The following is a 23,983-nucleotide window of genomic DNA, read 5'->3' as shown; positions in this document are numbered from 1 at the left end:
GAGCTTTATAAAAAACTGCACTCCGGAAAATTTATGTGCGGAGTTCCATCCGACCATTGAAAAAATAAAAAATATACGGATGAAACAATTGAATACGATGCTTGCGTGTTTTCTGGTTGGCATACTGGTAACGGCGAATGCAGCAGCGCAGAAAGCAAATCTCCCTGACGCTGTTCCTGCTGCTGTAATGCAGCGGATCTACGACTCTGTTAAAACGCCTTATAAGTATGGATTGGTGATGGTTACAGATAGTGAAGCCAAAAAGATGGATTGTCCTACTGTATTCCGTAAAGACAATAAATGGTATATGACCTATGTTGTGTTTGATGGCCGCGGTTATGAAACATGGCTGGCTGAAAGTAACGATCTGTTACATTGGAGCAACAAGGGGCGTATTATGTCGTTCTCCGATACTACCGACTGGGATACCCATCATAAAGCCGGTTATCTTGCCCTGGAAGATTATACATGGGGCGGCAGTTATGAACTGCAGAAATATAAGAACAAATACTGGTTGTCTTATTTCGGCGGTAATGAAAAAGGGTATGAGGCCGGTGCATTGGCGCTGGGCATTGCATATACAAAGAAATCTCCTGCCAAAGTACACGAGTGGACACGTTTGCCGAAGCCTGTTTTTACCGCTACCGATAAAGATGTACGCTGGTGGGAAAACAGGAAACTGTTCAAAAGCACAGTGATATGGGATAAGGAGAAGCTCACAGGCTATCCGTTTGTGATGTACTATAATGCCAATGGCGATTCTGCGGCAAACAATATCAAAACCCGCTGGTACGAACGTATTGGCATGGCGGTATCGAATGATATGATTCACTGGCAGCGTTTCAAACAGGAGCCTGTAATGCATCATTCAAAAGGGATTACCGGTGATGCTATTATCCAGAAGATCGGCGATGTATGGGTGATGTTTTATTTCGGCGCCTTCTGGGAAGGCAGGAAAGATGCCTTCAATCGTTTCGCCTGTTCTTACGATCTGGTGAACTGGACCGACTGGAAAGGCCCTGATCTGATCAATTCTTCAGAGCCTTACGATGCAAGATTTGCACACAAGTCGTTTGTGGTGAAATGGAATGGTGTTGTATATCATTTCTACAACGCCGTGAATCAAAAAGATAAGCGTGGAATAGCGGTAGCCACTTCCGTTGATCTTGGGAAAAGCACGCTGGAGTTCAAATAAATGAAATTCCCGGGCCTAACGGGGTAAAGCAATCAGATGAAGATCGCCGAGGTCTTTTCCGGTAGAGGAAATTCTTCTGTTAGGTAATGCAAGCGCCAGGGAATCTTCCATTTCCCTGGCCGTTTTGTTTCCGGAGGGGGTGGCGTAATTGATGTTTTTTTCCAGCCTGCGGTAACCGTCGGCCATAACGGTAAGTTTATACCTGTGAAACGGGCGTAACATGCCAAAGCTGAATTTGCCATTCTTTTTAGTGGTGACTTCTTTATAGTAGGGATCGGGAGCGCCTGCTTCGGGAGTACCTATATTAAAATCCTGCTGCTGTAATATAACCGTGGCGCCTTTAACGGGTTTGTTGGTACTGTCAACCAGCCGTCCTTCTACATTCCCTGCGGGAAAAAAGCTTCTGCCGGTTTTGTTAGCGCCGGTATTAAAGGTTTGCGCCTGTAATGCAAGCGGCATAAGCGCCAATGCCAGCAGGAATCTGAATGCCATATGTTTGTTTTGTTGTGATTAGAATGCAATAAATATAGACAGGGAAATGTGAATGTATGTTTAAAACGCTGAGTTAGTCTAATTTTGAATCCTTATTGTTCTTTTGAATATCTGCCATCACATGAAATTTTTGATCCTTTCTTCTTTCCTATTATCTGCGTTGGTTGCGGCGGCGCAGCCTCCCGCCAAAGACGCTTATAACGTGGTATGGACCAGCCAAAGTAAAAATGCCTCGGAGTCTATGCCCTGTGGCGGTGGCGATATAGGGCTGAATGTGTGGGTGGAAAATGGTGCGCTGCTTTTTTATTTGTCGCGGAGCGGGGCTTTTGACGAAAGCAATGCTATGCTGAAGCAGGGCCGGGTGCGCTTGAAGCTGTCTTCAGATCCATTCAGTGGAACCGATTTCAGGCAGGAGTTAAAGTTGCAGGAAGGTTATGTGGTGGTGAGTGGTGGTGGTGTTAGTATTGAATTATGGGTAGATGTGTACCGTCCCGTAGTGCATGTGGCTATTAAAAGCAAAAAGCCTGTTACGGTAGCGGCTGCTTACGAGAACTGGCGTTATGCCGATCGTCAGCAGGCCTTAAAGGAAATGAGAGGCAATTCCTATAAAGCCAAACAGCCGTTTCCGGTCATTACCTATAAAGATGAAGTGACTTTTGATAAGGATGCGGTTGTTTTCTATCACAGGAACAGGCGTGATGTGCAGGATATCTTTGATTATACCGTGAAGGTGGAGCAGATGGAAACGGTGAAAGCCCAGCTGTTCAATCCGTTAAAAGATCTTACTTCCGGGGGTGTCATGCGCGGAGAAGGAATGTATGCAAAGGGAGTTGATAGTGGTTCTTATGCAGGTACGTCTTTTTATTCATGGAGTTTGCAGAGCAAGGCCCCGGCACGTTCGCAGCAGCTGGAGATAGGGATGCACATAGAGCAGGCGGAATCTGTTCACCGCTGGAAAAGCGGACTGGACTCTGTTATACAGGCTGCTTATAAAAACAGGAAAACGGCCCGTGCAGCCACGGAAAAATGGTGGCAGCAGTTTTGGGACAGAAGTTATATTGTGATAGACAATGCCGCAGACAGCTTACAAGCTATTTCACGCAACTACCAGTTATTCCGCTACCAGCTGGGATGTAATGCCTATGGAAAATATCCTACCCGTTTCAATGGCGGTTTGTTCACTTTTGATCCGGTGTATGTAGATACACAATATCATTTTACGCCTGATTTCAGGTTATGGGGCGGCGGGCTGATGACCGCGCAGAATCAGCGGCTGGTATATTTCCCGATGCTGCGCAATGGCGATTTTGACCTGCTACCTTCTCAACTTGACTATTATTTGCGTATGCTGAAAAACGCGGAGCTTCGGAGCCAGGTGTACTGGAATCATGGCGGCGCGTGTTTTACCGAGCAGCTGGAGAATTTTGGTTTACCCAATGTTACGGAATACGGGTTAAAGCGGCCTGCCGGCTATGATGCAGGCATAGAATACAATGCCTGGCTGGAATACCAGTGGGAGACCGTTTTTGAGTTTTGCCTGATGATGCTGGAACTGGAGCGGTATGAAGGGCGTGATATTCATGCCTATATTCCTTTTATAGAGAGCTGCCTGCAGTTTTATGATGAACATTACCAGTATCTCGCACGCAAACTGGGGGCCAGGATCTGGGATGAGAACGGGAAATATGTATTTTATCCCAGTTCGGCGGCAGAGACGTTTAAAATGGCCTATAATTCTACGACGGTAATAGCTGCCTTGCGGGTGACGCTGGGGCGGTTACTTGAATTGCCTGAGCAGTACCTCGACAGCGCCCGCCGCGGGCAATGGAAAATAATGTTGCAACGGATACCTGAGCTTCCTTACCGCCAGGTGGAAGGGCATACCATGTTATCGCCTGCTGTAACATGGGCCAGGGTACAAAACAGCGAGGCGCCGCAGTTGTATCCTGTATACCCCTGGGGTATTTATGGTGTGGGCAAACCAGGTCTGGATACGGCGCTCAATACCTGGAACTACGACCCTCATGTTGTAAAATACCGCAGTCATGTAGGGTGGAGGCAGTATAACATTTTTGCCGCAAGGCTGGGGCTCCGGGAAGAAGCGGGGTATTATGCCGCTTTGAAGTTTGCGAACGGGCGTCACCGGTTTCCCAGTTTCTGGGGGCCGGGATTTGACTGGACACCCGATCATAACTGGGGTGGTGCGGCTATGATAGGCTTGCAGGAGATGCTGGTGCAAACAGATGGAAAGAAAATTTACCTGTTACCGGCGTGGCCGGAAGGGTGGAATGCAAGGTTCAAACTGCATGCTCCCTATAATACGGTGATTGAAGGCGCTGTAAAAGACGGTAAGTTGCAACGGTTGCAGGTAACTCCTGCCAAAAGGCAAACAGATGTCATATTTTCCTATCAGAATAAATAATAGATTTGAACCGGATAGCAAAATAGTCCATTAAAATGCCTAAATAATCTATTGTACGCCCCCGCATTAAGGTGGACATTTATGTGTGTTGAAACAGATAGCACAGGGCGTATGATTTTGAATAAGTATTTCGAGGAATTTGAGTTACATGAGGTAAGGGAAACAGGAGGTCGTACCATCACTGAAACAGACATTGTAATACATGCTGGTCAGACGGGCGATTTTTTTCCGCATCATATGGATGCGGAGTGGTGCAAGACGCAACCTTTTAAACAGCGGATGGCACACGGAACGCTTATTTTCAGTGTAGCAGTGGGATTAACAGCAGGCCATATCAACGAGCTCGCCATGACCTATGGGTATGAGCGGTTGCGTTTTACAAAGCCTGTGTTCATTGGAGACACTATAAAAGTGAAAATAACGATAACAGCGCTGAAAGAACATAAGAAACCGGGTTATGGCCTGGTGACTGAGTTGGTAGAAACCTTCAATCAAAACCAGGAACTGGTAATGGTTTGTGAGCACATTCTGCTGGCGAAGAAGAAGTCAGCCTAAAAAAACATTGCAAATGCCAAAGATTGTTGTCAATGGAATCACCTGGGGACATAGCCGGGGTATTACACCATTATTTGCCGCTGCACAGCGTTTTTCTGAAATATATCCTGAGATTGAATTTATCTGGAAAAAAAGATCACTCCAAGAATTTGCCGACTATCCGATTGAAAAACTGGTTACACATTACGATTTACTGGTTATAGATCATCCCTGGGTAGGTACTGCCGCCGCTACATTGGGTGTTTTGCCACTGGATCAATATATATCGAAGCATTACCTGGCAGACCAGGCTGCTCATTCTGTTGGTGCTTCTCATTCCAGTTATTTTTATGGCGGTCATCAGTGGGCACTGGCAATAGATGCCGCATCGCCGGCAGCGAGTTACCGTGCCGACCTGCTGGAGCGTGAAGGTATTGCTGTTCCTGAAACATGGGAAGACGTGCTGGCGCTGGCCAGGTTGGGAAAAGTTGCGGTGCCTGCCATTCCTATTGACCTGCTCATGAATTTTTATACTTTTTGCATCGTTCATGGTAATGCTCCTTTTAAAACAGAAGATGAGGTGATAGACCGCGCCACCGGTTTAAAAGCCCTGGAAACGATGCGCGAGTTTTATGCGCTGATCGATAAAAAGATGTATAGCTATAATCCTATAGCAGTAGCAGAGCTGATGTCGTCTGAAGACGATTACCTGTACTGTCCTTTTGCCTATAGCTATTCGAACTATGCACGTAAAGGTTATTCTGAATTCCGTTTAAAGTATGGCGACCTGGTAACGTTTGCCAACGGACAAAAACTCCGTGGCACTATTGGAGGCACGGGGCTTGCCGTATCGGCATATTCATCGCACCGCGAAGAGGCGCTGCTTTTTGCTGAAATGGTTGCCTCTTCCGATTTCCAGGCGCAGTTTTACGTACAGAACGGAGGACAGCCCGGTCACAGGCTTGCATGGCTTGATGAAGATGCGAATTATATTACAGATAATTTCTTTCGTGACCTGTTGCCTTCTATGGACAATGCCTTCCTGAGGCCGCGTTATAGCGGGCATTTGTATTTCCAGGACCGCGCAGGTGTGCCGTTGCAGGATTTTCTGCAGTATGGCGGAGATGCCGGCAAGGTGCTGGATACCATGAACAATTTATATCAACACTCCCTTTATGATCTTCCTGCTTTAAATCCGTCGTTATGAACCAATTGCCATTACAGGGATTAGTGGTGCTGGAATTCAGCCAGTACTTGTCGGGGCCATCTGCGGGGTTACGCCTTGCAGATCTGGGAGCAAGGGTTATTAAAATAGAACGCCCGCAGGGTGGTGATGCCGGCCGCAGGCTGGCTATCAAAGACCTTTGGGTGGAAGAGGATAGTTTATTATTTCATACCATCAACCGCAATAAAGAAAGTTTTACTGCCGATCTGAAAAAGGAAGAAGACCGGGAACTGGTAAAAAAGCTGATCTTAAAAGCGGATGTGCTTATTCATAATTTCCGTCCGGGCGTTATGGAAAAAATAGGACTGGACTATGATAGTATCCAGGACTGGCATCCACGGATCATTTATGCCGAGATCTCCGGTTACGGCAAGGAAGGTCCGTGGAAGAACAGGCCGGGGCAGGACCTGTTGTTGCAGTCGGTGAGCGGTTTAGCTTATACCAGTGGCAATGCAGGAGACGACCCGGTACCTTTTGGTTTATCGATAGGAGATACGCTTTGCGGCGCCCAGCTGGTGCAGGGAATTCTGGGAGCGCTTATCCGCCGTCATAAAACGGGTAAGGGCGCGCGAGTGGAAATAAGCCTGCTGGAGTCATTGATTGACTTCCAGTTTGAGCTGGTGACCACTTACCATGCAAGCGGAACATTGCCGCAGCGAAGTGGCGTAAGCAACGGTAACCCGTTGCTGGGAGCTCCTTATGGCATTTATGCCACCAGTGATGGCCATATAGCCATTGCTATGATGAATATTCATGAGTTGGGAAAACATATTGGCTGTGACGACCTGCTGACGTTTGATCAGGCGGATGTGTTTTTGAAAAGAGACCTTATAAAGCAGTGCCTGGCTGCTCATTTATCGCAGCGTTCTTCTGCCTATTGGCTGGCACTTCTTCATGAACATGATCTATGGGCCATGCAGGTATTTAACTGGCAACAGCTAAGTGAGCAGGAAGGTTACCGTAGGATTGGGATGGAGCAAGTAATTACCACTGCGGGTGGCCAGCAGATCACCACTACACGCTGTCCGGTGCGTTTCAACGGAGAAAGGCTTACTTCAAAAAAAGCGGCGCCGTTGCTGGGGCAGCATACTAAACAGATAACCGAAGAATTCACTAAATAACGATTGTGTAATGAAGCCGTTGCAGGATATCATAGTCATAGATTTCAGTCAGTTTCTCTCCGGGCCCTCGGCAAGCCTTCGGCTGGCCGATATGGGAGCACAGGTGATCAAGATAGAGAAGCCCGGTACGGGCGATATCTGCCGTCATCTTTATGTATCCGAAGTAGTGATAGAAGGGGAGTCCACTATTTTTCACGCCATTAACCGTAACAAGCAGAGTTATGCTGCTGATCTGAAGAATAAAGAAGACCTGGAAAAGGTAAAGCAGCTTTTAAAGAGCGCCGATGTTGTGATGCATAATTTCCGGCCGGGTGTGATGACAAGGCTTGGGTTGGACTATGAATCGGTGAAAGCGGTCAATCCTTCGATAGTATATGCCGAGGTGAACGGGTATGGTGAGGAAGGTCCCTGGAAAGAACTGCCCGGGCAGGATCTGTTGGTGCAGGCCTTATCGGGTTTAACCTGGCTGAATAACAAACAAACGGATTATCCGACCCCCATGGGCGTATCTGTAGTGGATATACTGGCGGGTACACATATAGCGCAGGGCATTCTGGCAGCACTTTATCAACGTGCGATCCACGGCACCGGCGCACTGGTGCAGGTGAGTATGCTGGAAGCGGCCCTGGATTTCCAGTTCGAGGTGCTTACCTGTTTTTATAATGATGGCGGTCAGCTGCCTGTTCGCAGCGCTGTGAATGGAGCGCATGCCTATATCGCGGCTCCGTATGGCATTTACCGTACGGCAGACGGCCATCTGGCGCTTGCCATGGGCGATATCAGGATACTTTGTAAGTTATTGGACTGTGAAGCGCTGGCGCCGTATACCGATGCCGGCGACTGGTTTAGTAAGCGGGATGAGATTAAACAGGTATTGGCGAAGCATTTGACCACGCAAGCTACAAAGTACTGGCTGTCGATCCTGGAGCCCGCAGATATCTGGTGCGCCCCGGTCATGAATTACGATACCATGATGAAAGAGCCCGCCTACCAGGCGCTGCATATGGATCTGCAGGTGAAAACCAGCAATGGCCTTTCTATAAAAACTACCCGTTGTCCCATAAAAATTGACGCTGAGATATTTCATTCTGAACAGGGGGCTCCTTTATTAGGGGAGCATAACAGTTTGATAGAAAAACAGTTTGGACTCGTTTCCTATTAAAACAATATTTATATTGCCTGCATGTCCGGCAAAACCATCGACACGCATGTACATATCTGGGAGCGAAGCTTGTCGCCATACAACTGGCTTCAGGCGGCGCCTGCCTCTTTGTTGCGCAGTTATGCTTTAGAGGAGCTGGAAGCCGATCGTGTAGCGGCGGGAATTCATGCCGGAATACTGGTACAGGCCGATAATACGCTTGCTGACACGGAATGGATGCTGAAAACGGCAGCGTCTGCAGAATGGATCTCTGGTGTAGTGGGATGGCTGCCATTGGCTGAGCCGGATAAAACTGCTGCCCTGCTGGCGGGAGAATACGGCCAAAACGGGCTTTTAAAGGGCATCAGGCACCTGATCCACGACGAGGCAGACCCAAGGTGGCTTTTGCGGGAAAACGTCGTAGAAAGCCTTAAATTGGTCGCTGCCCACGGATTGCCTTACGATCTGGTGGGCGTATTGCCTTCTCATATAGAAACGGCGCTGGAATTGGCCGGCAAGGTACCTTCGCTCCGGATGATCTTCGACCATATGAATCAACCTCCTGTTGCCGCCGGCGTACGCTTTGGAGAGTGGGGTGTATTAATGCGCGAGGCGGCGGCTCATTCCAACTTCTTTGTTAAAATATCGGGTCTGGGAACGGCAGCTGCTGGCGGCAGCTGGTCTGCCGACACCGTTTTTCCTTATATCTCATTCGTTGCCGAGCATTTCGGTGAAGACCGTTGTTGTTGCGGTGGAGACTGGCCGGTTTCCCTGCCGGCGGGCAGTTACGTTCATACCTGGACCCAGTACCGGGAGGTGCTGGCCCGTTTATGGGATGTTGCGGGGCAGGAAAAAGTGCTGTTTACAACGGCGGCCGGCTTTTACGGGGTCTGAAAAAGTTAAATTTCGGAAACCGGTTGGGGGAGGGTAATTACGGTCACTCCTTTTGTGCTGCTGAATTTCTATTTTTGATTCTTTACGATTGAGAATGAGACCCATTTATATCATAGGTGCCGGGGGAATTGTTAACGATGCGCATTTGCCAGCTTACCAGTTGGCAGGTTATGCCGTTGAGGGTATTTATGACAGGGATGTGGTGAAAGCGCATGCTACTGCGACCCGTTTTGGCGTCACACGTGTTTTCAATAGCCTGAAAGAATTACTGGCCCAGGCGCCTGCCGACGCCGTTTTTGACATAGCCCTGCCGGCGGACGCCGTATTGCCGGTATTAAACCAGTTACCTGATGGTGCAACTGTGCTTATGCAGAAGCCTATGGGTAATAATCTGGAGGAAGCGGGCCAGATAGTAGCGCTTACCAGCCGTAAGCATATGAAGGCCGGGGTCAATTTTCAGCTCCGTTATGCTCCTTATGTAAAAACTGCGCGGGAGTTGCTGGCGGCAGGTGTTATAGGAGAGCTTTGTGATGTAGAAGTCAATGTCAATGTTTTTACGCCCTGGCATTTATGGGAATTCCTTTATAACAGCCCGCGGGTAGAGATACTTTATCATAGTGTACATTATATAGACCTGGTGCGTTCCTTCCTGGGAAATCCTCACTCGGTATATGCTAAAACTACACGGCATCCTTTGATGTCGCAGTTATCTTCTGTACGTTCCAATATCATTATGGATTATGGCGACAGCATACGCGCCGCCATAGCTACCAACCATACACATGTATATGGCGAAGCGCATCAGCAGGCTTATATAAAGCTGGAAGGTACGCGTGGCGCCATTAAAATGACGATGGGGTCGCTGATCAATTATCCGGGTGGAATACCTGATGTTTTTGAATATGTAACACTGGAAGACGGCTGTACGCCTGAATGGAAGACCCTTCCGGTTGAGGGGAGCTGGTTTCCGCATGCTTTTATCGGTGCCATGAAGCAGGTAATGGCCACGGGGGCGGAAAATATGGGCGGACCTGATAACACCGTTACCGATGCTTTTTATACGATGGCCTGTGTTGAGGCTGCCTACCAGTCGAATGCAGCGGGTGGTGTGCCTTTACAGCAGTTTACCCATCCTGGCGCATATTCCGGTAAGCTGTTGGAGGTACCCCGATGATTTTTCTGAAACGCCTGCTGAAATAGTAAGGGTCGTCGAATCCCATGCTCAGTGCAATATCCTTGATAGATTTACTTGTAAGCGCCAGTTGCTGGCTGGCCTTCTGCATTTTCATCTGAATAAAATAATCGATAGGGGCATAGCCTGTTTTCTGCTTGAACAATCCTGAAAAGCGGGAAGGGGAATAGTTGTAATGCTGGCTTAGTTCATTCAGCGTAAGGTTTTCGCTGATATGTTCCTGCATATAAACAATAGCGCTATCTATACAGTCTGTACTATCATGAGGGATAGCCGTATGATGGCGGGGACTATACATGAACAAAGTCAGGAAATGCGACAGGCACATATTTACGAACATGAGGTTATCGGTACTGTAACCCAATTCCAATGTTTTATAAATGCGGCTAAAGAGTTTATATATTTCCTCGTTGTTCTGGATATAGGTTGGTTTCATGACCTCTTTTGCGGAGATCATGTTGTTGAATTCCGGAAGGAAGTCTCCTCCGAAGTGGATCCAGTATATTGTCCAGGGATCATCTTCTGCGCTGCCGTAGGCATGTTCTACGTTCTGGGGCAGCATAAAAAATTCATTGGGCCCTACGGTATATTGTTTATCGCCTAACTGATACCATCCGTGTCCATCAACACAATAGAACAAAAAGTTTTCGGGTAAACCTTTTTTACGGTAAGTGTAATGGCCTTCTGCGCGTGGGTAATAACCCAGTCCGCAAAGATGCATTTGTTTTAACCAGCTATTGGTATGTACTCTCGATTTCAATACTGGTTTTGGTATTTCAATACGCTGTCGTCCTAACCCGTACCAGATATTCTTATGTGACCTTCCCTTGTTATTAGTATCCATATGCAATCGTTACCGTAAAAACTGACAAAGTAAAAAGTAAAATTGCGGTGTAGTTGTTCAGAGGTAGGTAAATTTGCGACCTAAAACTAAGGAAAAACCTTATCATGTATAAATTCACGCTTGCCATTCTATTTCTTTTTTCGGTAAATATTGTTGGCGCCCAGTCTCTCTCTCTTGGCCGGCTGAGCTGTGAAAATAGTGTAAATCCTGTTGGTATTGATGTAAAAGAGCCTCATTTCGGCTGGAATATACAAGCTGCGCAAAGAAATACTATACAGGCTGCGTACCAGGTACTGGTATCGGATGATGCTGCTTTGCTGGCAGCTGGCAAGGGAAATATGTGGGATTCGAAGAAAGTGAACACTGGTGCATCTGTGATGGTAAAATATGCCGGCAAGCCATTACAGGCTGCCAAACAGTATTTCTGGAAAGTAAGAGTGTGGGATAATAAAGGAAATATGTCGGCATGGAGTGCGCCTGCTTACTGGCGTGCAGGTCTTTTTACCAAAACAGACTGGAAGGGGGCGCAATGGATTGCCCATGATATATTGCCCGATGCAGAGAAGATTGTTCCGGCATTGCATGGAAAAGGTGATAAAAGCCTTGGAACTTCGAATAATATACTGCCTTTATTGCGTAAAACATTTACAGTAAAAAGTCCGCTAAAAAAGGCTACTGCTTTTATTGTGGGACTGGGTCAATTTGAGATGAGCGTTAACGGAGTCAAGACCGGTGATCATTTCCTTGATCCGGGATGGACTAAATATGATAAGGAAGCGCTGTATGTAAGCTTTGATATTACAGATCAGCTGGCATCAGGCAATAATGCAATAGGGGTAATGCTGGGTAATGGCTTTTATTACACTCCACGTGATAAACGTTACAGGAAACTTACGAGCGCTTATGGTTATCCCAAGATGATGTGCCGTATTCAGCTGGAGTATCAGAATGGAAGTGTGGAAGATGTGATAAGTGATGCTTCCTGGAAAACGGCGGCGTCTCCGGTTACTTATAGCAGTATTTATGGTGGAGAAGATTATGATGCACGCCTGGAGCAAAAAGGATGGAACACTGCCGGCTTTAATGATGCTGGCTGGAATAAGGCAAAAGTTACCGATGGTACGCCGGTTCTGAAATCGCAGATGGCGGCTCCTTTAAAGATCTTTGAACATTTCAGCCCTGTTAAGACCAGCCGTTTGAGCGAAGGTGTATATGTTTTCGATATGGGGCAAAATGCTTCAGGTATTCCCATGATAAGCGTGCAGGGGAAAAGAGGGGATACTATAAGGATCATACCGGCTGAGTTATTGGCGGAAGACGGCTCTGCCAGCCAGAAGGCCACCGGTAAACCTGCTTATTACGATTATATTCTGAAGGGAGAGGGGATAGAAGAATGGCAGCCCCGTTTTACCTATTATGGTCTCCGCTATATACAAATAGAAGGAGCGGCTCCGGAAGGGGCAGCCGGCAGTAACAATGTACTTAAAGAAGTAAAAATGCTGCATACCCGGAATGCAGCTGAACAATGCGGCGCCTTCATCTCTTCAAACGATTTATTCAATCGTACCAGCAAGCTGATAGACTGGTCTATTCGCAGTAATATGGTTAGTATTTTTACCGACTGTCCACACCGTGAAAGGCTTGGATGGCAGGAGGAAGTGCACCTGGTTGGAAATTCTATCCGGTACAATTATGATATAGCAAGTTTATGCCGTAAGGTGATGGGGGATATAAAAACTGCGCAAACGGCTGACGGTCTTATTCCTGCAACGGTACCTGAATATACTATTATGGATTTTGCGGATGGTGTATTCCGTGATTCTCCCGAATGGGGAAGCAACGGGGTTATTTTACCCTGGTATTTATATGAATGGTATGGAGACGTGGCTACGCTGAAAAACAGTTATACCGTTATGCAGCGATATGTTGATTACCTGGGATCGAAGTCGAAGGGGTATATTGTAGCGCATGGTTTAAGTGACTGGTATGATGTAGGGCCGGAACGTTCGGGTTTCAGCCAGTTAACGCCCATGGGGCTTACGGCAACAGCCTACTATTATTACGACCTGGTGATCATGCAGCGTGCTGCAAAACTCCTGGGTAAAACTGCAGATATAGCACGTTATGCTGCGCTGGCAGCCAAGGTGAAGCAGGCTTTCAATGATAAATTCTTTGATAAGAACAAAAGACAATATGGGACGGGGAGCCAGGCTGCCAATGCGATAGCGGTTTACATGAAGCTGGTTGAGCCGCAATATAAGAATGCGGTAGTAGAAAATATTGTAAAGGATATCCGCAGCAGGAATAACAGTCTTACAGCAGGAGATATCGGTTATCGTTACCTGATACAGGTACTTGCCGATGAGGGGCGTTCAGATGTTATTTATGATATGAACAGTAACCCTGATGTGCCGGGTTATGGTTACCAACTGGCGAAGGGGGCTACAGCGCTTACGGAGTCGTGGGTTGCTTCGCCTGTTGTTTCCAACAACCACTTTATGCTGGGGCATATCCTGGAATGGTTTTACAGCGGACTTGCGGGGATCAAACCTGCCGAAGGTTCCGTTGCTTTCAATAAAATCGTAATTAAGCCTGAGCTGGCAGGAGATCTTACCTGGGCAGATGCATGGTACGATTCACCTTATGGCCGTATTGCCAGCAGCTGGAAAAAAGAAGAGAATGTTTTTGCGTTAAAGGTGGAAATACCGTGTAATACCACGGCGACAGTATACCTGCCGGCTGTTAAGGGAGCTGCTATTTATGAGAGTGGTAAGCTGTTGCGTAACGGGCAGGCGATAAAGGTAAATGCCGAAAAGCAGGGCAGGATCCCGGTTGATGTTGGATCAGGCAGTTATATATTTACGATCAAATAGTTATATTGTCCTTAATCTTAGGTTTATATATTAAAGTTGGCTGAAATTTGTTTTGGCTTTTGGTTGTTAGCCAAAAAAGCTAAAACTTTGGATCCAGAGAATTGTGATCGAAGGCGAAGTGAGACCACCTCCCATACCTGTGACCTTCCCATTTCGATAAAAAATCCATGATATTGTTTTGCCGTTGTTCCGGGGGACACGGTTCAGTATACCTGTAACCTCTAGTTTCAGGGGTTGTTAGTAGGCTTTTGTTAGAATATGATTATTAACAAATAGGAAGATGTTCCATTATAATAGCTAAATCTGACATTGTTTACCCTCGGCGATGCCGGTAATTTAGTGCCATAAATAAGTGATTAAAAACAGACTTATGCAACGATTGTTCAGTGCCTTTTGCCTGCTTATTCTTGCAGCTTTTTTCTCTCCCCTCATTGCCCAGCAAAACCCCGATACAGCTTTTCAAAGAGTTATCCAGGAACGTGCAGCTAAAGTAGTAGCTCCTTTGGCTATTAAGAATGTTGCAAAATCGGCCCGGGTAACCAAGGTTGTTGCGCAGCAATACCTTCAGCTTAGTGCCATCCAGGAAGAACGTGATGCTGCTGTAAAGGCTGCTAAAGCTTCCGGCGGTACAAAACAGGGGATAGATTCTCAGCTAAAAGTTATTACCACAGCAGCAGAAGTGCGTGTAAACAAATTACACAAACAGTATCTGGCCAACCTGTCGGCCGATTTAACAACCTCCCAGATAGAAACGATCAAAAACGGGATGACCTATAATGTATTGCCCAATACTTATGCGGCTTACCAGGATATGCTTCCTGATCTAACGAAGGAGCAGAAAGCACAGATCCTCACCTGGCTTACCGAAGCCCGTGAGTATGCGATGGATGCCGAGTCTTCGAAAGCGAAACACGCCTGGTTCGGCAAATACAAAGGTCGTATCAACAACTATTTATCGGCTGCCGGTATCGATATGAAGAAGGCAGGCGAAGAGTGGCAGGCGCGTATAAAAGCCCGCAATAATTCCAAATAGGAAAATAGTCCATTAGTATAACAAAATTTGACATTGTTTACCATGTACAGCCCTAATAATTTTACATCACAATTTAATCGATTGCCTAAATACATGCTTATGAAACAGATATTGCTTGTCATGGGTGTCTTTTTAACCACAGCTGCCCCCATAGCATTACAAGCGCAGGATTCAACCAAGCAGTCCTCTTCAGCAACAGCCTCTTCCGTCAGGAAATTGGTTGTCGGAAAGGTAACCAATGATAAAGGCGAACCTTTATCCGATGTTACAGTTCAGATCAAAGGATCTCAGACAGCCACAAAGACAGGATCCAATGGCTCTTACAGTCTTAATGTACCATCAAATGGTACTCTTGTGTTTTCTTTCGTTGGTATGGGAAAACAGGAGATCAGCGTAGCAGGAAGATCTACTGTAGATGTTCAGATGGCTGCCGTTGTAGAATCGAACCTGGAAGAAGTTATCGTCGTTGGTTACGGTACACAAAAAGCCAAGAACGTTACAGGTTCTGTGGTTTCTCTTGACGTTAAGAAACTGGAAGATATGCCGGTAGCCACTGTTGGTGAGGCATTACGTGGACAAGCTCCCGGATTGAACGTTTCCGGTGGCAGTACCCGTCCTGGTACTAACCCAACCATCAGCATTCGTCAGCAATTTGCTTTTGGTAAAGATGGTGGATCTTCTTTACCACTGGTTATTATAGATGATGTGATCCAGCTTGATCCTAATACAGGTTTACCTAGTATGGATCAGTTCAACCTACTGGATCCTTCAGAAGTAGAAAGCATTACCGTATTACGTGATGGTAGCGCTGCTATTTATGGTTCCCGTGCATCTCAGGGTGCGATTCTGGTAAAGACCAAAAAAGGTAAGAACGGACCTGCCAAAATCAGTTATTCCGGTAAATTTCAGCGTTCCGATGCTGTTAGCCATATTAAAACCATGAGTGCATACGAACACGGTATCTTTGCAAACCGTTTTGGACGTGCATCCGGTTGGGCTGAGAGCAATATGTTTAGTGCAGCCGAGCTGGAGAGTATGAAGTCATTAAATTATGACTGGCTGAAAGAAGCCTGGCGTGCTTCTACCAACGCTCAGCATTCACTGAACGTAAACGGTGGTAGTGACAGAGGTACTTATTTTGCAGGTATTACGTATTTAACACAAGGAGCAAACCTTGGTGATCAGGATTACAATCGTTGGACATTCCGTACAGGTACTGAAGTAAAGGTTATGAATAACCTGAAACTGACTGCTACCATTTCTGCAAACAATAATGATTTACTGAAATCATTTACCAAACTGAGCATGAGCGGTGATCCTTATACACAGGCTGGTGGCGAGCAAGCCGATTATAACGTTCTTAATCACATGCCTAAATATATTCCATGGCAGTTTAATGTGAATGGTACAGACCGTTATATTTCACCTGCATTAGGCCCCTACAGAGTATTATCTTCTCCTGCCGGACAGAACAACATGGCTGGCTGGAACTATTTTGGCCAATTGAAAAATGGTTCTAATACCAACACTAAAACATTCTCATACAACACCAATTTTGGTTTACAATATGATATTCCTTATGTAAAAGGTTTATCTATTAAAGGTACATATGCTATTACTTACTCTACAGAAAATACAGAGCAGGTATCTATGCCTATTACCTTAGCTATTGGAACTAATACAAACCAAACCGATCGACATTTGTATGGAGATCAAACTACCTGGAATGTTGCTGAAAACAAAAATGGTTCAAGGGTTAGTTATACCGATGTTACCGGTAAAATTCAGCAAACAAACTTTTATGTGAACTATGACCGTACTTTCGGATTTCATAACGTATCGGCAGTAGGTTCAATTGAAAAAGGTATACAGAATTATGGTAAGAAGGTGTTATTATATGATAACCCTATTGCGAATGGTTATAACGGAACATCTTCTTCTGCGGGTACATTAAATACAGGCAATACGATAACCAACCGTACAGAGGGTGGTAACTTGTCGTACCTGGGTCGCGTAAGCTATAACTATCGCAGTAAGTACATGGTTCAGTTCCAGTTCCGTTCTGACGCTTCTTCCAAGTTTGCTCCTGAAAATTACTGGGGTTTCTTCCCAAGTGTGTCTGTCGGATGGAATATTTCCAGTGAAGACTGGTTTAAGAATAGTGTGAGCTGGGTGGATAATCTGAAGATACGTGCATCTCTTGGTAAATCCGGTAACGATAACCTGACTCGTTGGAAATGGATGCAGCTATACGAATATGCGGCTGACAAGGGATTAGGATTTGGTACTAACGGTGGTGCGCTTGTTGGAGGTGTTACTCCTTCCGTTACTCCTAACAGAGATGTGAAATGGGATCGTACGATCAAGCAGAACATTGGTATTGATGCGGCTTTCCTGAAAAACAGGTTATCTGTTAGTATCGATGGTTACTATGATAAGATCAGGGACATGTTAACTGCTATGGCAGGCCAGATTGGTGTACCGGTTTCTGTTGGTGGTGCTTTTGCTGAACAGAATTATGCTTCTTTAAATGCCTGGGGTACTGATATCACCGTTAACTGGAAAGATAAGGTTGGTAATGTGAATTATGGCATCTCAATGAACTATAGCTGGGGCGATAACAAGGTGGTTAAATACTTCCCTATAGCCTATAACTATCCTTCTACCAATCAAAGACAAGAAGGTGTTTCTACAATTTATCCTGCCTGGGGCTTTCAGACCTGGAAGGGTACAAGCACTGGCGATGGATTGTTAAGAACTCAGGCTGATATCGACAATTACTGGAACTATCTTACTGAATTAGCTACTGCTGCCGGTACTAGTCCTGCTTACATGGGAAATACGCAAAAATCTTTCCTAAAAACAGGTATGTTGGCTTATGAAGATCAGGCTGGTAATCTGAATTCAACTGACAAGACTATTGCGGGCAAGAACGGCCAGATTCTTAAAGATCAGGATTTTGTGAAACTTGCTAAGAAGAATATAACGAGAGCTATTACCACTAACCTGAACCTTGATTGGAAGGGATTGACTTTTCAGGCTCAGATTGCCACATCATGGGGTGGATATAATTCCATCGATTATGTTAAGCAGAACACTGCTTCAACCAGTTTGTTCTGGTCTCATGAGTCTTACCTGAATGACATGTTTGATCCGGTTGATAATCCTAACGGCAAATATCCTAACCTGGCTTATTATGATCAAAACTCGGTTAATTCGGATTTCTGGCAAATATCTTCCTTCCGTTGCGTAATCCGCAGCCTCAGTGTTGGATATGCCTTGCCTAAGGATTTAGTGAGAAAGGCGCGCCTTGATAATGCACGTGTATTTCTTTCTGGAATGAATCTGTGGGACCTGTACAACCCTTATCCTGATAAATACAGGAATATGTACGATGTTCCAACACTTGGATACCCAACACTCAGAACCTGGGCACTGGGCGTAAATCTGTCATTCTAATTGGCTGTTAATCATTAATTGTAAAGGTTATGAACAAGCATAAATTACTTTATTTTTTATCATTCGCTATTCTCGTAGCTACTGGTTGTAGCAAGAAATTCATGGAGGATATGAAGAGCTATGATAAATATGGTGAAACTATATTTACAAATGAAACTCAAACCGGTTGGTATTTGGACCGGATGTACTACGATTTCTTTTATGCCTATAAATCTCCCACCCAAACTCTTGTTGGGGTCTACAATGGTGACAGGTCTGGAATGACAGAGGAGATTGGTGGTATTGGAGATTGGATCAACCCACAAAAGACGCTGATCAATGCGTCTGATGCAAGCGACTATTATGGCGCTCCACCATCAACTGGTATTACCAACAACTCTTATTCACGTATCCGCAACCTGAATTTTCTCATTGATAAAATTAACACTGTTGGTGCCCAATCGCTTTCACAGAGCTTTAGGAATACTACCCGTGGCCAGGCTTTAGTGATGCGTGCCATGCAGTATTTTGATCTGATGCGTGTATACGGTGGTGTGCCAATTGTTACTACAGTTCAGAACGCTGATGCTTACGATGAAAGCATTAAGCTTCCCCGTGCTACTCCTGAGGAAGTTGTTAACCAGATAGTGGCTGATCTTGATACTGCAGCCAACCTGTTACCAGCAAGATGGGACCAAGTAGCCAATGCCAATAGCTGGGGCCGCCTTTCAAGCGTAGCAGCGCTTGCTTTAAAAAGTCGTGTATTATTGACTTTTGCAAGTCCTTTGTTTAATCCTGACTGGGATAATGCAGGTAACAGTCGCTGGCAGAAAGCACTTGCTGCTGGTCTTGCAGCGGAAACTGCTGCTAAAACTGCGGGTTATGGCTTATATGGATCTACTGCAAAAGAGTGGGGGCAGATGACTTATGCCAATGATAATGCATTCAATCCTGAGGCTATTATTGTGCAATTACTTTCCAGCTCGAACGCTTCTTCAGGTATCAATAGCAATGGCTGGGAAAGGAGTATCCGACTGACCTCACAAACTGGTAGTGGTGGTGTTTCTGTTCCTCTGGAAATGATTGATGCATTCCCTATGGCGGATGGTTCACGCCCTGTCAAAGGCGTTAATTATGCTACTGACACGTTTTTTATGAAAAGAGACCCCCGGTTTTATCGTACGTTCGCTTTCTCCGGATGTAAATGGGGCACCAAAGAAAGTCCAGATGCTGTAGTGTGGATTTACAGGTGGAAGTACGGTGCTGCGACATCTGCAGTGACCTATTCTGACAATAACAATACGATGAGTCCTGTTGTTGTGCGTAAAATGTCTAATCCTAATGCAAGTACTTCTACTGGTTTAGCGTTTTCCGGTACCGATATCTTTGAATATCGTTACGCCGAATTACTGCTTAATATAGCTGAATGTTATGCTGCTACAGGTGATATTAATAGTGCTGTTTCTTATCTGGAACAAATCCGTAAGCGTGTGGGGATTCCTGCTGCTAATCATTATGGTATAGGTACTCTTGCCAGCAGGCATGCAGCAATTGAAGCTTGCCTGTATGAGCGTCGTATTGAACTTGCTTATGAAGGGAAACGTTTCTGGGATCTTCACCGTTGGATGCTGTATAGTGATGATGCTTCTACCGGAAATACCTGTACTGCCTTGGGTGTAACTCCATTAAATGGTACAAAACGTACAGGTAAATACTGGCAATATAAAACAGTAACAGGTGGCGCTGCCTCTGCCGATCCTCTGGCATCAGCAAGAACTGGTATCTCAATTGATCCTGATGCATCTACCTTCCAGGATCAGCTTGTAAAACTGAGAACATTTTATAAGGATAACCTCGTTCTTACCGATACAGATGTCCCAATGGATAAGGATGCCAGCAGCCAGCCATTGACCATCCTGTTCAGGCCACATTATTATATTTCTGGTTTAAACGCTTCTGTTCTTTCCAATAATACATGGTTGCAACAAACCAAGGGTTGGTTGGATTACAGTGGTGTACCTGGTACATTTGAATACCGGAAATAATTCCGCATGAATGACAGACAGAACTATTAATTTCAATTGTCTGTCATTCATCTTCTTCTATAGAGAATATCAAACAAATCATATGCGTATCTTATGATTTGTTTGATGTTCTTTTTTAATTTAAAACGTAGCTAAAAAAATTAACATCTTCTTGCGTATATATTAAAAAGGTTTTAAGAATGAATATCAAAAATTATATTTTAGGAACAGTAGTGCTAGCTTCTCTAGCAGTAGAGCCAGTTATGGCTCAATATCCTAAAGTGCCAGAGGAAGCAAAACGTGTATCTGATAGTTTGATGAAAGCGGCTACAAGACAATCGGATGAGGCCTGGGTAAAAGCATTGCCCGTTATTAAGAAAGAAGCGGAAGCAGGCAAGCCTTATATTCCCTGGGCTGGCCGTCCTACCGATCTTCCTCAATCTGAATTATTGGCTTTTCCGGGTGCAGAAGGTGGCGGTGCTTATAGCTTTGGTGGCCGCGGTGGCAAAGTGATTGTGGTAAAAAGCCTGGAAGATAATGGTCCGGGTACGTTACGTGAGGCTTGTGAGCAAGGTGGTGCGCGTATCATTGTGTTCAATGTAGCAGGTATTATCCGTTTGAAAACTCCTTTGATCATTAGAGCGCCTTATATCACCATTGCGGGGCAAACTGCTCCGGGTGATGGCGTATGTGTGGCCGGAGAATCGGTATGGATCAACACGCATGATGTTGTGATCCGTTACATGCGTTTCCGTCGTGGAGAAACGTTTGTGGGCCGTCGCGATGATGCTATCGGTGGAAATCCCATTGGTAATATCATGATCGACCACGTTTCTGCAAGCTGGGGACTAGATGAGAACATGTCTATGTATCGTCACATGTATAACGACAGCACCGGGAAAATGGAGGAGAAAAAGGGCACAGTGAACATCACTATTCAAAACTCTATCTTCTCTGAAGCACTGGATTACTGGAACCATGCATTTGGCAGTACATTAGGCGGTGAAAACTGTTCATTCATGCGTAACCTGTGGGCCGATAACGCTGCCCGTAACCCCTCTATTGGCTGGAATGGTATTTTCAACTTTGCCAATAACGTAGTGTTTAACTGGAACAACCGTTCTACCGATGGTGGTGATTACACCGCTTTATATAATATCATCAATAACTATTACAAGCCAGGTCCGGTAACTAACCTGAGCGATCCTATCAGCTATCGTATTCTGAAACCTGAATCAGGCCGCAGTAAGCTGCCATACGTTGTATTCGGACGTTGTTATGTGAACGGTAATATCATTGAAGGTAATGACAAGGTTACTAAAGATAACTGGAACGGCGGTGTGCAGCTTGAAGATAAGAAAGGCGAGTTGATGACATTTGAGCAAGCCAGCGCTTATTTTGCTGCGATGAAAGTGAACAAGCCTCTTCCGATGCCTAAGTTTACGATCCTTCCTACCAAAGATGCTTATAGTTATGTGCTGACAAATGTTGGTGCTAATTTGCCTAAGAGGGATCCTGTTGATACACGTGTGATCGAGCAAGTAAAAACCGGCAAGATCAAGTACCTGGAAAATGTAAAACTGCCTGAATTCAATTTTGAACACAGACGTTTACCACGTGACTCCTACAAAATGGGTATCATCACCGAGATTGCGCAGGTAGGTGGTTATCCTGAATATAAAGGAACTCCTTATAAAGATTCCGACAATGATGGTATGCCTGATGCTTATGAAGTGAAGATGGGATTGAATCCTAAAGATGCTTCTGATGCTTCGAAGCTGGCCCGTAATGGCAAAGGCTATACTAATATCGAAGTATATCTGAATAGTGTAGTGGATATTAATACAGTAAGACCTGTAACCACTGCTTCCAAATAATTAAAACCAATAGAAGTTTACCAGTTATGAATAAATGTTTGGCAATAGCGCTGGGTATTTGCAGTGTTGGTATGTTTCTGAGGGTGGAGGCCCAGTATCCCACGATTCCAAAAGCACTGGAAGCAAAGGGTGATTCTGCATTAGCAGAAGCAAAAAAACGTTCAGACCTGGCATGGCAAAAAGCTTTGCCGGTTATTGAAAAAGAAGGCAAACCATATGTGCCATGGGCGTCAAAGCCTTCTGATCTTCCACAAGCTGCTATTGTGGCTTTTCCGGGTGCGGAAGGTGGCGGAGCCTTTTCTTTTGGAGGCCGTGGCGGGAAAGTATATGTGGTGACCAATTTGGCTGATAGTGGTCCGGGTAGTTTCAGAGATGCCTGTGAACAAGGTGGTGCCAGAACTATTGTTTTTAACGTAGCAGGTATCATCAAATTACAGTCACCTGTTATTATACGTGCACCTTATATCACCATAGCTGGTCAAACGGCTCCCGGTGATGGTGTTTGTATTGCAGGTGAATCTGTTTGGATTGATACGCATGATGTAGTGATCCGTTATATGCGTTTTCGCAGGGGTGCTACCGATGTTTTACGTCGTGATGACGGACTCGGCGGTAATCCTGTCGGTAACATTATTATAGATCACGTTTCTGCCAGCTGGGGGTTAGATGAAAACATGTCTATTTACAGGCATGTTTATGATAGAGGAGGGGCAAAACAAGAGAAGTTGCCGGCGGTGAATATCACTATCCAGAATTCTATTTTTGCAGAAGCACTCGATACTTATAATCATGCTTTCGGAAGTACAATTGGTGGATTAAACAGTACGTTTATGCGTAACCTCTGGGCAAACAACGTAGCGCGTAATCCTTCCGTAGGCATGTATGGTGATTTTGGTTTTGTGAACAATGTTATTTTCAACTGGTGGAATCGTTCTGCTGATGGTGGCGACAATAATTCTTTGTTCAATTTTATTAATAATTACTATAAGCCTGGTCCTATAACTCCGGCGGACAAACCAATTTCCCACAGAATATTGAAGCCTGAGTCTGGTCGTGCTGCTGATAAGAAGAATACTTACGGGCGTGCTTATGTACATGGGAATATCGTAGAAGGAAACGAAGCGGTAACGAAAGATAACTGGAATGGTGGTGTGCAGATAGAGGATCTTCCTGATGCTGGCAGCTATACTGAGAGCATCCGTTCGGATAAGCCATTCCCCATGGCTGCGGTTACTACTTTAACGGCTGAAGCGTCTTTTAAATATGTACTGGATAATGCAGGCGCTGCGTTACCTAAACGTGATCCCGTTGATCGCCGTATTGTAGAGGAGGTGCGCACCGGTAAGATCGTATACAGCGAAGCTGCAAAGCCTCCTGTAGGCGGTCAATTCATTAAACGGAGGTTACCGGCGGACTCTTACAAGCAGGGTATTATTTCAGATATCAGTCAGGTTGGTGGTTATCCGGAATACAAAGGCAGTCCTTATAAAGACAGCGATGGTGATGGTATTCCTGACAGCTGGGAAAAGGCGCATGGTTTGAATCCGAAAGATCCTGCTGATGCGTCTGTTTTAGCAAAAAATGGTGGAGGATATACCAATATTGAGGTGTATCTGAACAGTGTGGTGAATTTGCAGCAGGTAAAACCTGTTGTTTCACGCAACTAATAATAAGCAAA

General features: G+C 45.4%; 16 protein-coding genes. 14 read left to right on the top strand and 2 right to left on the bottom strand.

The annotated features are described in order from the left end of the window. Positions 1-79: 79 nt before the first annotated feature. Positions 80-1,195, top strand: a complete 1,116-nt coding sequence (locus ESB13_RS08020; protein ID WP_246022470.1) for a glycoside hydrolase family protein — start codon at positions 80-82, stop codon at positions 1,193-1,195. Positions 1,196-1,210: 15 nt separating this feature from the next. Here ESB13_RS08020 and ESB13_RS08015 read toward each other — a convergent pair whose 3' ends face one another. Then, positions 1,211-1,687 (bottom strand): carboxypeptidase-like regulatory domain-containing protein, encoded by a 477-nt coding sequence (locus ESB13_RS08015; protein ID WP_129002483.1) that lies wholly within the window; start codon positions 1,685-1,687, stop codon positions 1,211-1,213. 121 nt (positions 1,688-1,808) lie between these two features. On the opposite strand from ESB13_RS08015, the gene ESB13_RS08010 reads away from it, so the two are divergent. The 7 genes from ESB13_RS08010 (at position 1,809) to ESB13_RS07980 (ending at position 10,198) form a co-directional block, all read left to right on the top strand. Then, entirely contained in the window at positions 1,809-4,109 is a 2,301-nt protein-coding gene (locus tag ESB13_RS08010; RefSeq protein WP_129002482.1) for a DUF5703 domain-containing protein, read from the top strand. A 111-nt stretch (positions 4,110-4,220) separates the two neighbouring features. Beyond that, complete coding sequence (locus ESB13_RS08005) at positions 4,221-4,664, top strand: MaoC family dehydratase (RefSeq protein ID WP_129002481.1); 444 nt, start codon at positions 4,221-4,223, stop codon at positions 4,662-4,664. A gap of 13 nt (positions 4,665-4,677) precedes the next feature. Further along, the gene (locus tag ESB13_RS08000) at positions 4,678-5,850 is read left to right on the top strand and encodes an ABC transporter substrate-binding protein (protein ID WP_129002480.1); all 1,173 of its coding nucleotides are present in this window, start codon (positions 4,678-4,680) and stop codon (positions 5,848-5,850) included. Beyond that, on the top strand, positions 5,847-6,989 hold the full coding sequence (locus ESB13_RS07995) for a CaiB/BaiF CoA transferase family protein (protein WP_129002479.1): 1,143 nt from the start codon (positions 5,847-5,849) through the stop codon (positions 6,987-6,989). The genes ESB13_RS08000 and ESB13_RS07995 overlap by 4 nt, the downstream gene beginning before the upstream one ends. Before the next feature lie 10 nt (positions 6,990-6,999). Beyond that, positions 7,000-8,151: a CaiB/BaiF CoA transferase family protein gene (locus ESB13_RS07990; RefSeq protein WP_129002478.1), complete on the top strand. Its 1,152-nt coding sequence runs from the start codon at positions 7,000-7,002 to the stop codon at positions 8,149-8,151. Positions 8,152-8,172: 21 nt separating this feature from the next. Next, a complete protein-coding gene (locus ESB13_RS07985; protein ID WP_129002477.1) occupies positions 8,173-9,024 on the top strand; it encodes an amidohydrolase family protein in 852 nt (283 codons plus the stop codon). 94 nt (positions 9,025-9,118) lie between these two features. Beyond that, positions 9,119-10,198 (top strand): Gfo/Idh/MocA family protein, encoded by a 1,080-nt coding sequence (locus ESB13_RS07980; protein WP_129002476.1) that lies wholly within the window; start codon positions 9,119-9,121, stop codon positions 10,196-10,198. On the opposite strand, the gene ESB13_RS07975 is transcribed toward ESB13_RS07980, so the two are convergent. Continuing rightward, positions 10,149-11,060: an AraC family transcriptional regulator gene (locus ESB13_RS07975; protein WP_129002475.1), complete on the bottom strand. Its 912-nt coding sequence runs from the start codon at positions 11,058-11,060 to the stop codon at positions 10,149-10,151. The two genes, ESB13_RS07980 and ESB13_RS07975, sit on opposite strands and share 50 nt — an antisense overlap. A gap of 104 nt (positions 11,061-11,164) precedes the next feature. Here ESB13_RS07975 and ESB13_RS07970 point away from each other — a divergent pair, with 104 nt between their 5' ends. The 6 genes from ESB13_RS07970 (at position 11,165) to ESB13_RS07945 (ending at position 23,972) form a co-directional block, all read left to right on the top strand. Next, positions 11,165-13,933 carry a family 78 glycoside hydrolase catalytic domain gene (locus ESB13_RS07970; RefSeq protein WP_129002474.1) on the top strand — a complete coding sequence of 923 codons (2,769 nt, stop codon included), beginning with the start codon at positions 11,165-11,167 and terminating at the stop codon, positions 13,931-13,933. A 370-nt stretch (positions 13,934-14,303) separates the two neighbouring features. Further along, positions 14,304-14,966, top strand: a complete 663-nt coding sequence (locus ESB13_RS07965; protein ID WP_129002473.1) for a DUF3826 domain-containing protein — start codon at positions 14,304-14,306, stop codon at positions 14,964-14,966. A 99-nt stretch (positions 14,967-15,065) separates the two neighbouring features. Beyond that, on the top strand, positions 15,066-18,425 hold the full coding sequence (locus ESB13_RS07960; protein WP_164974128.1) for a SusC/RagA family TonB-linked outer membrane protein: 3,360 nt from the start codon (positions 15,066-15,068) through the stop codon (positions 18,423-18,425). Positions 18,426-18,454: 29 nt separating this feature from the next. Beyond that, the gene (locus tag ESB13_RS07955) at positions 18,455-20,449 is read left to right on the top strand and encodes a RagB/SusD family nutrient uptake outer membrane protein (protein WP_129002471.1); all 1,995 of its coding nucleotides are present in this window, start codon (positions 18,455-18,457) and stop codon (positions 20,447-20,449) included. 179 nt (positions 20,450-20,628) lie between these two features. Then, complete coding sequence (locus ESB13_RS07950; RefSeq protein ID WP_220399571.1) at positions 20,629-22,305, top strand: polysaccharide lyase; 1,677 nt, start codon at positions 20,629-20,631, stop codon at positions 22,303-22,305. A 26-nt stretch (positions 22,306-22,331) separates the two neighbouring features. Next, positions 22,332-23,972: a polysaccharide lyase gene (locus ESB13_RS07945; RefSeq protein WP_220399569.1), complete on the top strand. Its 1,641-nt coding sequence runs from the start codon at positions 22,332-22,334 to the stop codon at positions 23,970-23,972. Positions 23,973-23,983 lie beyond the last annotated feature (11 nt).

Origin of the sequence: Filimonas effusa, assembly GCF_004118675.1 — a bacterium.
GTDB classification, from domain to species: domain Bacteria; phylum Bacteroidota; class Bacteroidia; order Chitinophagales; family Chitinophagaceae; genus Filimonas; species Filimonas effusa.
The sequence above is the reverse complement of the archived record's forward strand: the minus strand, read 5'-3'. Positions and strand labels throughout refer to the sequence as shown.

Coding starts and splice junctions, on each gene's coding strand:
- ESB13_RS08020 (WP_246022470.1), top strand. CDS start 80: ATGAAACAATTGAATACGATGCTTGCGTGTTTTCTGGTTGGCATACTG.
- ESB13_RS08015 (WP_129002483.1), bottom strand. CDS start 1,687: ATGGCATTCAGATTCCTGCTGGCATTGGCGCTTATGCCGCTTGCATTA.
- ESB13_RS08010 (WP_129002482.1), top strand. CDS start 1,809: ATGAAATTTTTGATCCTTTCTTCTTTCCTATTATCTGCGTTGGTTGCG.
- ESB13_RS08005 (WP_129002481.1), top strand. CDS start 4,221: ATGATTTTGAATAAGTATTTCGAGGAATTTGAGTTACATGAGGTAAGG.
- ESB13_RS08000 (WP_129002480.1), top strand. CDS start 4,678: ATGCCAAAGATTGTTGTCAATGGAATCACCTGGGGACATAGCCGGGGT.
- ESB13_RS07995 (WP_129002479.1), top strand. CDS start 5,847: ATGAACCAATTGCCATTACAGGGATTAGTGGTGCTGGAATTCAGCCAG.
- ESB13_RS07990 (WP_129002478.1), top strand. CDS start 7,000: ATGAAGCCGTTGCAGGATATCATAGTCATAGATTTCAGTCAGTTTCTC.
- ESB13_RS07985 (WP_129002477.1), top strand. CDS start 8,173: ATGTCCGGCAAAACCATCGACACGCATGTACATATCTGGGAGCGAAGC.
- ESB13_RS07980 (WP_129002476.1), top strand. CDS start 9,119: ATGAGACCCATTTATATCATAGGTGCCGGGGGAATTGTTAACGATGCG.
- ESB13_RS07975 (WP_129002475.1), bottom strand. CDS start 11,060: ATGGATACTAATAACAAGGGAAGGTCACATAAGAATATCTGGTACGGG.
- ESB13_RS07970 (WP_129002474.1), top strand. CDS start 11,165: ATGTATAAATTCACGCTTGCCATTCTATTTCTTTTTTCGGTAAATATT.
- ESB13_RS07965 (WP_129002473.1), top strand. CDS start 14,304: ATGCAACGATTGTTCAGTGCCTTTTGCCTGCTTATTCTTGCAGCTTTT.
- ESB13_RS07960 (WP_164974128.1), top strand. CDS start 15,066: ATGAAACAGATATTGCTTGTCATGGGTGTCTTTTTAACCACAGCTGCC.
- ESB13_RS07955 (WP_129002471.1), top strand. CDS start 18,455: ATGAACAAGCATAAATTACTTTATTTTTTATCATTCGCTATTCTCGTA.
- ESB13_RS07950 (WP_220399571.1), top strand. CDS start 20,629: ATGAATATCAAAAATTATATTTTAGGAACAGTAGTGCTAGCTTCTCTA.
- ESB13_RS07945 (WP_220399569.1), top strand. CDS start 22,332: ATGAATAAATGTTTGGCAATAGCGCTGGGTATTTGCAGTGTTGGTATG.